General features: G+C 66.2%; 9 protein-coding genes. 6 read left to right on the forward strand and 3 right to left on the reverse strand.

Features of this window, described 5'->3' with window-relative positions; translation table 11 throughout:
* The first annotated feature begins 66 nt into the window (after positions 1-66).
* The gene (locus LGM89_RS01540; RefSeq protein WP_175237610.1) at positions 67-1,317 is read left to right on the forward strand and encodes a mechanosensitive ion channel family protein; all 1,251 of its coding nucleotides are present in this window, start codon (positions 67-69) and stop codon (positions 1,315-1,317) included.
* A gap of 54 nt (positions 1,318-1,371) precedes the next feature.
* On the opposite strand, the gene LGM89_RS01545 is transcribed toward LGM89_RS01540, so the two are convergent.
* The gene (locus LGM89_RS01545; RefSeq protein WP_226202919.1) at positions 1,372-2,793 is read right to left on the reverse strand and encodes a PLP-dependent aminotransferase family protein; all 1,422 of its coding nucleotides are present in this window, start codon (positions 2,791-2,793) and stop codon (positions 1,372-1,374) included.
* A 155-nt stretch (positions 2,794-2,948) separates the two neighbouring features.
* On the opposite strand from LGM89_RS01545, the gene LGM89_RS01550 reads away from it, so the two are divergent.
* The 4 genes from LGM89_RS01550 to LGM89_RS01565 all read left to right on the forward strand — a co-directional run bounded on the left by LGM89_RS01550 (position 2,949) and on the right by LGM89_RS01565 (position 7,544).
* A complete protein-coding gene (locus LGM89_RS01550) occupies positions 2,949-5,273 on the forward strand; it encodes an FdhF/YdeP family oxidoreductase (RefSeq protein WP_226272087.1) in 2,325 nt (774 codons plus the stop codon).
* Positions 5,274-5,285: 12 nt separating this feature from the next.
* Entirely contained in the window at positions 5,286-6,206 is a 921-nt protein-coding gene (locus LGM89_RS01555; protein ID WP_226272088.1) for a bestrophin family protein, read from the forward strand.
* Between the two features lie 343 nt (positions 6,207-6,549).
* On the forward strand, positions 6,550-7,083 hold the full coding sequence (locus LGM89_RS01560) for a hypothetical protein (protein ID WP_226272089.1): 534 nt from the start codon (positions 6,550-6,552) through the stop codon (positions 7,081-7,083).
* A gap of 206 nt (positions 7,084-7,289) precedes the next feature.
* Entirely contained in the window at positions 7,290-7,544 is a 255-nt protein-coding gene (locus LGM89_RS01565) for a hypothetical protein (protein ID WP_226272090.1), read from the forward strand.
* A 352-nt stretch (positions 7,545-7,896) separates the two neighbouring features.
* On the opposite strand, the gene LGM89_RS01570 is transcribed toward LGM89_RS01565, so the two are convergent.
* On the reverse strand, positions 7,897-8,748 hold the full coding sequence (locus tag LGM89_RS01570; protein WP_144023097.1) for a hypothetical protein: 852 nt from the start codon (positions 8,746-8,748) through the stop codon (positions 7,897-7,899).
* Positions 8,749-9,065: 317 nt separating this feature from the next.
* Positions 9,066-11,096 carry an FUSC family protein gene (locus tag LGM89_RS01575; RefSeq protein WP_226272091.1) on the reverse strand — a complete coding sequence of 677 codons (2,031 nt, stop codon included), beginning with the start codon at positions 11,094-11,096 and terminating at the stop codon, positions 9,066-9,068.
* 145 nt (positions 11,097-11,241) lie between these two features.
* Between LGM89_RS01575 and LGM89_RS01580 the strand changes: the two genes are divergently transcribed.
* On the forward strand, positions 11,242-12,144 hold the full coding sequence (locus LGM89_RS01580; RefSeq protein ID WP_226202910.1) for a LysR family transcriptional regulator: 903 nt from the start codon (positions 11,242-11,244) through the stop codon (positions 12,142-12,144).
* Positions 12,145-12,529 lie beyond the last annotated feature (385 nt).

The raw sequence follows: 12,529 nt of genomic DNA on the forward strand, positions 1-12,529 counted from the left end.
CCTTCACCGGGCGCGCGCCGCGCCGCGGCGCCGATTCAACGCACGAGAAGGCCCCTGTTTGCCCCTATGACCCTGAACGAATCCTGGTTTGCGCCGCTCGTCGGCACCCTCATCCTGCTTGCCGCCGCCGGTGCGATCACCGCCGTCGTCCATTTCCTGCTGTTCCGCGTGGTCGCGCGGCTCGCCCGGCTGTCCGCCACGCGCGTCGACGACGCGCTGTTCGAGTTCGGCGCATTCAAGTGGCTGAACCGCATCGTCCCGTTCGTCGTGATCAAGTTCGGGCTCGGCGCTGTGCCCGGCATCCCCGAGACGGCCGCGGAGGTCGCCGACAAGGTGCTGTTCGCGCTGATCGTGTTCCTCGTGACGATGACCGTCAGCGCGACGCTGTCGGCGCTCGAACACACGCATCGCACGTACCAGCGCGATCAGCGCGGCCAGCCGCACCTGTCGCTGAAAGGCGCGATGCAGCTCGTCAAGCTCGTGATGTTCATCACGGCCGCGCTGGTCGTGATCGGCGACGCGACCGGCAAGCAGATCGGCCTGCTGCTGTCGGGCATCGGCGCGATGTCCGCGGTGCTGATGCTGATCTTCAAGGACACGCTGCTCGGCCTCGTCGCGGGCGTGCAGCTGTCGTCGAACGACATGCTGCGGATCGGCGACTGGATCACGATGCCGTCGGCCGGCGCGGACGGCACCGTGATCGACATCACGCTGAACACCGTCAAGGTCGCGAACTTCGATCACACGATCATCACCGTACCGACGTGGAAGCTGATCACCGAGAGCTACCAGAACTGGCGCGGGATGACCGAAGCGGGTGGGCGCCGCATCAAGCGCGCGCTGTTCGTCGACGCGACGAGCGTGCGCTTTCTCTCCCACGACGAGATCGAACGGCTCGAACGCCTGACGCTGCTGAAGGACTATCTCGAGGACAAGGTCGACGCGATCGAGCAATGGAACGGCACGCTCGGCGCGGCCGGCGACTGCCCGGCGAACCGCCGCCAGCTGACGAACCTCGGCACGTTCCGCGCGTATGTCGCGAACTACCTGAAGGGCCATCCGCGCATCCGCCGCGACATGACCTGCATGGCGCGGCAACTGCCGCTCACGGCCGAAGGCATTCCGCTCGAACTGTACTGCTTCACCGACACGACGACGTGGGTCGACTACGAGGCCATCCAGTCCGACCTGTTCGATCACCTGATCGCGGTGCTGCCGGAGTTCGGGCTGCGCGTGTACCAGCACCCGTCGGGCTTCGACATGCGGCAGATGGTCAGCGCCGCGCAAGCCGGGCTGCAGGCGCCGCACGCGGGGTGATGCATGCGGTGGCGGCCGATCGTCGGCCACCGCTTGCCGCGCGGCCCCCGGTACTCAGCGCGCCGCGCACTCCGACGCGAGCCGCCCGAGTACCTTCAGCGCATCCTCGATCTGCCGCGACCACGGATAGCTGTAGTTGAGCCGGATGAAATGCCGGTAATCGGTGCTCGCCGAGAACATGTGCCCGGGGCCGACCGTGATCCCTTGCGCGAGCGCGGCCGCATACAGCTTCATCGCATCGACCTGCCGCGGCAGCTCGACCCACAGCACGTACCCGCCCTGCGGCTGTGACAGCCGCGTGCCTTCCGGGAAGAAACGCCGCACCATCGCGCTCATCAGGCTCGCCTGCTGCGCGTACTGCTTGCGCATGCGCCGCAGGTGGAAATCGTAGCCGTCGTATTTCAGGTACTCGGCAATCGCGAGCTGCTCGATCGCGGGCGTGGCCAGCGTGTTCAGGAATTTCAGCTTCTCGACCTGATCGCGGTAGCGGCCCGGCATCGCCCAGCCGATCCGGTAGCGCGGCGACAGGCTCTTCGTGAACGACGCGCAATGCAGCACGAGCCCGTCGCGGTCGAACGACTTCAGCGCGCTCGGCGTCGTGTCGCCGAAGTGCAGCTCGTGATAGACGTCGCTTTCGATCGCCGGCACGCGGTGCTTCGCCAGCAGTTCGACGAGCGCGCGCTTGCGCGAGTCGGGCATCTGGAAACCGAGCGGATTCTGGAAGTTCGGCATCACCATGCACGCGGCGATGCGCTCGCGTTCCAGGACCCGTTCGAGCGCGTCGAGATCGATGCCGTCGACCGGGTGCGTCGCGACTTCCAGCGCGCGCATGCCCATCCGCTCGATCGCGTGCAGCATCGCGTAGAACGTCGGCGACTCCACGGCGATCGTGTCGCCCGGCTTCGCGACGGCCTGCAGGCACAGGTTGATCGCCTCGGTCGCGCCGATCGTCACCACGATCTCGCCGGGTTCGACCACGATCCCGCGCTCCGCGTAGCGCCGCACGATCTGGCGGATCAGCTCCTGGTTGCCGGGCGGCAGATCGTCGATCACGCCCCAGCGCGTGCGGCGGCGGCCGATCGTCTGTGCATAGCGCGCAAGACGCTGCACCGGAAACTGCGACGCATCGGGATACGGCGAACCGAGCGGCACCGCATCGTCGCGCGAGATCGAGCGCAGCGTCGACAGCACGAGCCGGCTCACGTCCACGGCCGACGGCTCGGCGGCCGGCGCCGACATGTGCAGCTCGGCCTCGGCCGGCGCCGACGCGCGCGCACGGACGAAATAGCCCGATTGCGGCCGGCTCTCGATCAGGCCGCGGCTTTCCAGCACGAGGTACGCGCGCAGCACGGTCGTGACGCTGAGCTGCTGCTGCCGGCTCGCCTGCCGCACCGACGGAATCCGCTCGCCGGGCCGGTACACGCCACGCTCGATCTGCGCCTGGAGATCGTCGGCCAGTTGTTCGTAACGCTTCACGCGCCTCCCTTTCAACTTCCCTTCAACAATACAGTTGCGATCCGCACTGTCTGAATGGCCGAAACTGTACTCTTTTTTGGAGTGAACAGGTGTACACACAGCCGGATGGGGGCCGCGCGTACTCTGCACCCATCGACCCCGACACCCGCTGCATCATGAAAAAGAAATCCGCCACCGCGCGCATCGAACCGTACACCCACCCGGCCGCCGGCTGGGGCGCGCTCAAAGCCGTCACGATCAACCTGATCAAGGAAAAGGTCGCGGGCGGCAACTACCGGACGCTGCTGCGCCAGAACCAGCCGGACGGCTTCGACTGCCCGGGCTGCGCATGGCCCGATCGCCAGCACGCCTCGACGTTCGAATTCTGCGAAAACGGCGTGAAGGCCGTGGCCGCGGAAGCGACGAGCAAGCGCGTGACGCCCGAATTCTTCGCCGCGCATACGGTCACCGAGCTGCTTGAACAGTCGGATTTCGAACTCGAGCAGCACGGCCGGCTCACCGACCCGATGGTGTACGACGCGCAAACCGACCGCTACGTGCCGATTGCGTGGGACGACGCGTTCGAGCTGATCGCGCGCCACCTGCGGGCATTGCCCGACCCGAACCAGGCCGCGTTCTACACGTCCGGCCGCGCGAGCAACGAAGCGGCGTTCCTGTACCAGCTGCTCGTGCGCCTGTACGGCACGAACAACTTCCCGGACTGCTCGAACATGTGCCACGAGGCGACGAGCCGCGGGCTGCCGGCGTCGGTCGGCGTCGGCAAGGGCACGGTCACGCTCGACGATTTCGAACATGCGGACACGCTGCTGATCTTCGGCCAGAACCCGGCCACCAACCACCCGCGGATGATGGGCGAGCTGCGCGAGTGCGCGAAGCGCGGCGCGACGATCGTGTCGATCAACCCGCTGAAGGAGCGCGGCCTCGAACGCTTCGCCGATCCGCAAAGCCCGATCGAGATGCTGACGATGTCGGGCACCAGGATCGCATCGACGTTCATCCAGCCGACGATCGGCGGCGATTTCGCGCTGATCAAGGGGATGGCGAAGCGCGTGCTCGAACTCGACGACGCCGCGCGCGCCGCCGGTGCGCCGCGCGTGCTCGACACCGCGTTCATCGGCGAGCACACGGCCGGCTTCGACGCATTCGCCGACGACCTGCGCAACGAAAGCTGGTCGGCGCTGACGGCCGAGAGCGGCGTGCCGTACGAGCAGATCGACAGCCTCGCGCAGCTCTATGCGCGCAGCGAGCGCGTAATCGCGACGTGGGGGATGGGCATCACGCAGCACAAGCATTCGGTCGCGACCGTGCAGATGCTGACGAACCTGATGCTGATGCGCGGCAACATCGGCCGCCCGGGCGCGGGCCTGTGCCCGGTGCGCGGCCACTCGAACGTGCAGGGCAACCGCACGGTCGGCATCGAGGAAAAGCCGTCGCAGGCATTCCTCGACCGGCTCGGCCAGGTGTTCGACTTCGAACCGCCGCGCCATCACGGCCTCGATGTCGTCGAGACGATCGAAGGGATGCTCGAGGGCCACGTGAAGGTGTTGATCGGCCTCGGCGGCAACTTCGCGATGGCGACGCCCGACACGCCGCGCACGTGGGAAGGCATGCGCCGCTGCGACCTCTCCGTGCACATCACGACGAAGCTGAACCGCAGCCACCTGATCCACGGCCGCGACGCGCTGATCCTGCCGACGCTCGGCCGCACCGAGATCGACCTGCAGGACAACGTCGCGCAAGGCGTGACGGTCGAGGATTCGATGAGCATGGTCCACGTGTCGTACGGGATGAACAAGCCGGCGTCGCCGAACCTGATGTCGGAGCCCGCGATCGTCGCGCACATCGGCCATGCGCTGTTCGGCAGCGGCAAGATCGACTGGCTTGCCTACAAGGACGACTACGCGAAGATTCGCGACGCGATCGAGGCGACGCTCGACGGCTTCTACGACTACAACACGCGCATCGCGCGGCCGGGCGGCTTCCACCTGCGCGTCGCGTCGCGCGACCGCGAATGGCTCACGCCGACCGGCAAGGCGAACTTCATCGCGCACGCGCTGCCGGCCGACACGCCGATCCAGCGTGCCCGCGCGCTGCACGGCGAGCGCCTGATGACGCTGATGACGACGCGCTCGCACGACCAGTACAACACCACCGTCTACGGGCTCGACGACCGCTATCGCGGCGTGTTCGGCCAGCGCCGCGTGGTGTTCGCCAATCGTGACGACCTCGCGATGTTGGGCCTTGCGGCCGGCGACTGGGTCGACATGGAAACCGTGTGGCACGACGGCATCGAGCGGCGCGCGGACGGCTTCCTGCTCGTCGAGTACGACATCCCGCGCGGCTGCATCGGCGCGTACTACCCGGAAACGAACCCGCTCGTGCCGCTCGACAGCGTCGGCGACGTGTGCAACACACCGACGTCGAAGTCGATTCCCGTGCTGCTGCATCGCGCGGCCGCGCCGGCCTCGATCGCCGCCTGACGGAGCGCGGCGATGATCGTTCGTCCGCGCGAGCACTGGCTGCGGATGCTGCTCGTCTGGAACGGCTCGGTGCTGCCGACCATCCTGCCGCAGCTCGTGCTGACGCTCGCGATCAGCCTCGTCGCGGTCTGGGGCGGCGGCCGCGTGCTCGGCGAGAAGGTGCCGCTGAACCCGACGCCATTCACGCTGATCGGCCTCACGCTCGCGATCTTCGCGGGGTTCCGCAACAACGCGAGCTACGAACGCTACCGCGAGGGCCGGCAACTGTGGGGCGGCGTGCTGACCGCCACGCGCACGCTGGTGTCGCAGGCGCTCTGCTACGGTGCGATCGACCGTGACGACGCATCGCGGCGCGCGTTCGTGCGGACGGTCGTCGCGTTCGTCTATGCGCTCAAGCATCAACTGCGCGACACCGATCCGGCCGCGGACCTGCTCGGGCTGCTCGACGGCGCCGCTTACGCGCGCGTTGCCGCTGCGCGCTTTCGCCCGGTCGTCATCGTGCACGCACTGCGCGAAGCGTTCGCCGCACGCGCCGATGCGGGCCATCTCTCCGACACGCGACTGTGGATGCTCGACGCGCGCCTCGACGATCTCGTCGCGATGGTGAGCGGCTGCGAACGGATTGCGTCCACGCCGATCCCGTTTTCATACGACGTGCTGCTGCACCGGACCATCTACGCGTACTGCGTGCTGCTGCCGTTCGGTCTCGTCGATTCGATCGGCGCGGCGACGCCGTTCGTCAGCGTATTCGTCGCCTATACGCTGATCGCGCTCGACGCGATCGCGCATGCGATCGCCGAGCCGTTCGGCGACGGGCCGAACCATCTCGCACTCGATGCGATGACGCGGCAGATCGAGCGCACGTTGCTCGAACTGAACCGCGAGCCGCTGCCGGCGGAGGTGACGCCGGGCAAGGCCTATCGGCTCAGTTGATCCGGCCGACTCAACTCGACAGTGGCGCCCGTGACGGCTTCCGCATCGGCTGCCCCACCCTGCGTAGCGCACGCTGATGATGCAGCACTACCTGCGCCTTGTTTGACAAGGGTCAGCGCATAAACCTACGCCGCAACCAACGCCAACCTTCTCGGAATCGGCAATTATCGACGCCGAAGCGTACCCGGCACTTCCGGTCGGGAGCGTTTGCCACGACCCTGTGATCTCAGTGCGAATCGCCCCGCCTGCCCTGAAAGAGTTGATAAAGGCACTGGTGGTGGAGTATTAATATCGCCGTGGTAAGACGCTAAACGAGGCGCATCACGCCAAGGGGGCGAGCACCATGAGCGAGACCAACAACAAGAGAAAAATGCTATCGGTTCCGCGCACATCAGGCGGAACGTTCTTTTTGATTGTGATGTTGTCCGGGGGAATCATGGTGACCATGGCGCTCCGAAAAGGCCATCTTATTGATGCCGCGGGAACCATTGCCGCCGTCGGATTGTGTGGAACGATGAGTTTGCTCTACCTCTTGTCGAAAGAAGTCTGCGTATTCACAGGCGACCCACGATCGATGCAAATCGAGAGACGGATTATCGGGAGACTGCTACAAAAAGAACGGGTGGACATCCATGCGGTAACGTGGATCCGGTCTCGTTGGACGATCCAAGGCATAACGTTGGAACTCGGAAGCGAAAATTCCTGGGAAACGATCGAGGTGCAAACAACGTACATGCGCCTACAGCAACTATCACTCGCGTCTGCCCGCGACCAGCAGGAATCGCGGGTGACTGAAATTCGCGCTTCTATCGCTGGGCTGCTCAACATAAGAGACGCAGGATGGGAAAAGTATCCATCCCAACGGAGTCTTACTTAGTGCGTAGCGCTTCGGGGGACGGAAACGGCAAAGCCTGCCTAACGCAGACTTGTAGATTTCCTTCGTCAGTTCTTTCCACGCCCTTCAAACGACCATTCATATCCGCCTTTCATGCTAACAGGATGCTTCAGTCTAGGTGATGGATCTGGGTTCGGGACAATATATGCGCTCAACACTTGGTTAGTCGCGAAACAATGGAGACGGAGATGGTGTTTTTTGCATGCTCGAAGATCGGGGTTGCCGCATTCGAGAGTTTATGGCGCGATAACACTGACCACCAATTATGGGTGGACGCGGGCATCCTAACTGAAGAAGAAATTGCGGTGCTTCGCTCTACAGGAGCACGCATCACGAATTTTACGGGCCATGCTCGCGCGGGAGACGCCCACGAAATGGCGCGCGCAATTGCCGTAATTCAAGAGCACCATCCTGCGGAACAGATTTGGGTCGAGGCCGCGTGAACTGAAGGAGGCGTTTTCTCGTTCAAGGTGTTCCGCATGCGTTTTTACACAGTCTCGGCCGATAGCTGCCGGGCACCATCGCCGACAACTGGCCGGATGGCGAACTTCAACCGATCCCGTGCAGGCCACTGGTGAACTCGGGTAGCCAAAGCAACTTTTCCTGGTCACATGAGCATGAGCATGCAACCCACCGCAGCACCTGCACCCGTCACCTCAATGATGCAGCAGTACCTGCGTCAGGCCTGACAAGACTACAGAGAAAAAGCTGCGCTAAAGCCCACGCCGCCGAATTGACGGAGGCACCTTTCCCTCTCCATGCCTGCAAGGTGTCGGTGTGCCTTCGGTCACTGGATCAGAGCCGCTCGAGAAATTCGAGGAAGAGCAATACGACGATGAGGGCGCCGAGCCATTTCACCGTTACATTGAGGTTGGCAAGCTTGAGGCCCAGCGTGACCATGGAATCCGCGACGAGTTTCGTCGCACCATTGTCTTTCTGGTCTACGCCCTGCTCGGTGCCACGTAATGATGTTGTCGCAAAGTCGATCCGAAGGCCGGTGACATAGCCCGTGGCAATAGTCGGCCACTCGATCGTGTCGTCGCTGTCGTTGGGTTTGAGAAAAAGTCGAGACTGCCGTACGACGGCAGCGGTCGGGCGTTCGGCCAAATACAAATGCCGCATGGTCAATCCCAACTCTACCGCGCCAAGCTGGCCATCCGAGCTTGCCTTCGCGAGCACCTGCAGGCAGGCGTCGGGAATATGGCAGGCGAGCCACCATTGATCGGGCTCGTCGACTTCGTCGTCGGCACGATTGAAGCCTAGCCGGGCACTGCCGAGCGCGACGTCGGACAACGAGGTACCCAGCTCGTCTTCCAACGCACGCAGACCCAGCCGGTCGGCCGTGGTGACGTCGCGCGCCTCAAAAGTCACCTGAAGCGTGCGCGTCGAACCTTGCGTGTCGCCCAAGATCGACAACTCCTGCCCCTCGATACTCGCCACGCCGTGTAGCGAGGTGGAAAGTGTCGGCTGCTTGCCCATGTCCAGCGGCTCGACGAGCTGTTGCACGATCTGAAGCTGCTCCAGCTTCAACCACATGGACGTCGCCGCGTAGTACGTCTGTTTCTGGTTGTCGGACCCGACATGTTCAACGGTGTGAGCCCTCTGCCCAATGGGACTCACCGCAACCCCTTTTTCCAGAGAATCCATGACATGCCCCCGCTGCCGCCTATTGCATCAAACCCCTCGCCGGCGAAAAAAGACGCGAGTGTTATCCGTCTGACCACGTGATTGGATCATCCGTGGTTTCATGGCGCTTCGCATTAGGGGAATACGTGGCATTTTTCCCGCCCCCCGCCTTCGCCAACCGTGTACTGAATTGGCACGATTTTGAGGCTGGCCCAATTTCCGTCCCAGTCCTAGTTGGAAAATTCCGGCTCTTCGGGGCGGGCCGAATCGGCCCGATCGGTGCACTGGCCGGCGAAGCACGCCGGCCACGACAGCCGCGCCGCGCGTCGAGCGCTCCGTCAATCCCGGCGGCCTCGCAGGAAGCCATCGTGCGCGGCTGCCGTCTCCGCGATCGTTCTCAGCAGCACCGCACCGCGCAGCAGTGCGCGGCCGTCGTCGCTGTCGACTTCGGTCACGCGCCGCAGCAGCACGCGCGCTGCCGCGTTGCTGGTGCGCGCAAGCCGCGCGAAATCCGCCTGCCCGACCCGCCCCCGCACGACCGCGACCGCACGGCGCGCCGCCGGCTCGCGTGCCGCCAATTCCGCCAGCGCCAGCAGGCTGTCGCCGATCGTCCAGGCCGCGAGCAGATCGCGCAGGTCGCGCTCGATGAGCGTGGGCGACAAACGGCCCGCGAAACCGAGTTCGCGCCCGAGACGGTCGGCCGTGCGGCTCAGCCACGCGCTCGCCCGCCACGCGCGTGGATTGCGTGCGATGCGCACCAGATCGTCGCGCACCGCGCGATGCAGGCGCCGTCGGCTCGTGCCGGGATCGCCGGGAAACACGAGCGCGAACACCAGCGCCCCGAACGCGATGCCGAGCAGCGTGGCGAGCGCCGAATTGAGAAACGCGGCATCGCCGATGCGCGCCGTATTGTCCGGCGACGTGAAATTCCAGAAGAAGATCGAGAAGCCGCTGCCGATGCCGGCCGTGCGCGGATTGCGCATCGCGATGCCCGTGCCGATCATGAACACGCCGAGGATATACGCGAGCATCTCGAAGCCCGACACCGCCGGCAGCAGCACGAAATTGCAAAGGGCACCCGCGACCGCCGCGCAGGCCGCCCCTTTCAGGAAGCCGACGGTGGCGCCGACCGAGTTCGGGCGCGTCGAGAACAGCGCGCAGACCACGCCCGTGATCGCGACGAACCCGGCGCCCGACGGCCACGCGGTGACGATCCAGAGCGCCGAGGCGACCAGCACGGCGACGAACGCGCGAATGCCGTTGTGCCATGCGAGCACCGGATCGTGGTGGAACGCATAGCGCACGCGCGACGCCGGCGGATTCGGCCGGTCCAGCTGCGCCTTGCCCGCAAAGGCGGCGTCGAACCCGGCAAGCAGCGCTGCCAGCCGGTCGAGCGTGAGCAGGCGCGACGGATCCGAGCCGGCCGGCTCCGCGGCCTCGGCACGCACCGCGTCGTCCACGCGCGCACGCAACGCGGTCAACTCGGATCCCGCTTCGCCCGACGCGGCCACGCCGTCGAGCACCCGCGCGGCATCGGCGACCAGCGGGTCCGGCGTGCCGCCGCTGCGTGCCGCGTGCTCGTGCAGCGCCTGCCCGGCGGCCTGCGCGGACAGCACGCCCAGCACCGCCGCACGCAGATGCCCGATCGCGTTGCGCATCGGCGGCGCGCCGGCCGCCGCATATTCGGCCGCCGTGTCGAGTTCGAGCGCATCCGCGAACAGCCGGTGCACGGCCGCGCCGTTCGGCTCGCGACGCAGCGCGCCCGCACCGACGGCCACCGCGCGGTCGAGATAGCGCGCGAGCCGCGTGCGGACGTCGGCCAGCGGTGAACCGGGCGCGAACACCGTCTCGAACGCCGCGCCGCACAGGATGCCGACCACCACGTACAGGAAGCGCGCGGTCGCGATGTCGAATGCGTGCAGCGGCGCGGAAACGGCATCCATCGCGATGATCGCCGCCGTATAGCCCGCGAGCACCGCCGCATACGCGCGGAAATTGCGCAGGAAGGTCGCGACGCCCGCGCACAGGCCGATCCACGCGGCGAGCGCCGGCAGGAACAGCTCGGGCGTCTGCGCGAAGGCGCCGGTCAGCACCAGCGCGACGGCCGCGCCGATCGCGGTGCCGAGAATCCGGTACTGGCTCTTCGACAAGCCCATCCCGCGGCTGCCCTGCGCGACGATCCACACCGTCGACGCGGCCCATTTCGGGTCGTCGAGATTCATCCGGAACGCGATGTAGAGCGCGAGGAGCGACGCGGCCGTGTTGCGCAACGCGAAGCCGAGGGTGCCGGGCGGCAGCGTGGGCCGGGCGTCGCGCAGCGCGGTGCGCACGGCAGCGAGCGGCGGTAGAGGGGGCAAGACGAATTTCATGCGGCGAGCATACGGGGGCACGCCGCCGCCACTAAGCAGCGCGGACAGGATGCGTTATTGCACCGGGCAGGATAATCGCCGCCGCGCGAAGCAATTCGGCCGGCAAAGGTAAGATGCGCGCAGGTCGAACACTGAAGCACTTTGTATGGACTTCGAAAGCATCCGGATATTCCTGCGCGTGGTCGAGCGCGGCAACTTCACCGCCGCCGCCACGCACCTCGACATGCCGCTCAGCCGCGTGAGTCGCAAGGTCAAGCAACTCGAGGACGATCTCGGCGTCCAGCTGCTGTACCGGACCACGCGTCGTGTGTCCGTCACCGAAGCCGGACGCGACTACTACGAGCGCTGCCTGCGCGCCGAGGACATCCTGCTCGACGCCGACCGTCAGGCCCGCGCGCTGCGCACGGCGCCGGAGGGCATGCTGCGCGTGCTGGTGCCCTATTCGATCGGCCTGTTCGAGCTGGAGCCGGCGCTCGCCGAGTTTCGGCGGCGCTATCCGCTGGTCCAGCTCGTGCTGATCTACGACAACAACCCGCTCGATCTGGTCGAGCACGGCTTCGACGTGGCGCTGCGCGCGGGCGTGCTGACCGACTCCAGCTACATCGCGCGCTCGCTCGGCTGGTCGCAGGCGAAACTCGCCGCGAGCCCCGCTTATCTCGACCGCGTCGGCCGGCCCGCCACGCCGCAGGATCTCGCGCAGCACGACCTGCTGCTCGTCGGCCGCGACGCGCCCGGCCTGACGCTGCGACTCACCAATGCGGCGGGCGACGTGGCCGACGTGCCGGTGCGGCCGGTGCTGATCACCAACGAATCGGTGACGGTGCTGCGCCAGGCCGCGAGCGGCGGCGGCATCGCGCTGGTCTCGACCCACTACACGGCCCGCCGGCTCGAGCGGAACGAGCTCGAAGTCGTGCTGCCCGACTGGCACCGGACCGACGACGTTGAGCTGCACGTGCTGTATCCGCGGCGCGCGACGCTCGACAGCAAGGTGCGCGCATTCGTCGAATTCCTCGCGGAAGTGTTCGACGATTGGCGCACCGCCCCGTAACCGGCACGGTTCGCCCAGCGATTGTTGCAGCAAGCGAAATCGATTAATGAGCCGGCACGTGTTGATGGCGGCTCGCCACATCGTTAGCCTGTCGCGATGCAAAACCATTCCACACGCGACGGCAGCCGCCTGACCGCTGCCCGCAGGCGCGTCACGCGCGTCCCGCCTTCCTGACCGGCAGCATTCCGCCCCCGAAGCCCGCCACGGCTTCGTGCATTCGATCGAGCAGCACGTCGCACGCGTCGGCCCCCTTTACCGGGCCGCGTCGCGCGCGCCGTGCTTCCTTCCGTTCAGCAGCCGCGCCGTCCGTGCGTCGCCTCCGCGCGCGGGGCCGCGCGTGCCCGCCGCAACGGGTCGCATCCGTTCCGCCCCTTACGTCCCTTAC

The sequence above is a fragment of the Burkholderia sp. AU31624 genome (assembly GCF_020420065.1).
Classification (GTDB): domain Bacteria; phylum Pseudomonadota; class Gammaproteobacteria; order Burkholderiales; family Burkholderiaceae; genus Burkholderia.

What these genes read in the sequence shown, in the direction of transcription:
- LGM89_RS01540 (WP_175237610.1), top strand. Translation starts at nt 67, where the DNA reads ATGACCCTGAACGAATCCTGGTTTGCGCCGCTCGTCGGCACCCTCATC.
- LGM89_RS01550 (WP_226272087.1), top strand. Translation starts at nt 2,949, where the DNA reads ATGAAAAAGAAATCCGCCACCGCGCGCATCGAACCGTACACCCACCCG.
- LGM89_RS01555 (WP_226272088.1), top strand. Translation starts at nt 5,286, where the DNA reads ATGATCGTTCGTCCGCGCGAGCACTGGCTGCGGATGCTGCTCGTCTGG.
- LGM89_RS01560 (WP_226272089.1), top strand. Translation starts at nt 6,550, where the DNA reads ATGAGCGAGACCAACAACAAGAGAAAAATGCTATCGGTTCCGCGCACA.
- LGM89_RS01565 (WP_226272090.1), top strand. Translation starts at nt 7,290, where the DNA reads ATGGTGTTTTTTGCATGCTCGAAGATCGGGGTTGCCGCATTCGAGAGT.
- LGM89_RS01570 (WP_144023097.1), bottom strand. Translation starts at nt 8,748, where the DNA reads ATGGATTCTCTGGAAAAAGGGGTTGCGGTGAGTCCCATTGGGCAGAGG.
- LGM89_RS01575 (WP_226272091.1), bottom strand. Translation starts at nt 11,096, where the DNA reads ATGAAATTCGTCTTGCCCCCTCTACCGCCGCTCGCTGCCGTGCGCACC.
- LGM89_RS01580 (WP_226202910.1), top strand. Translation starts at nt 11,242, where the DNA reads ATGGACTTCGAAAGCATCCGGATATTCCTGCGCGTGGTCGAGCGCGGC.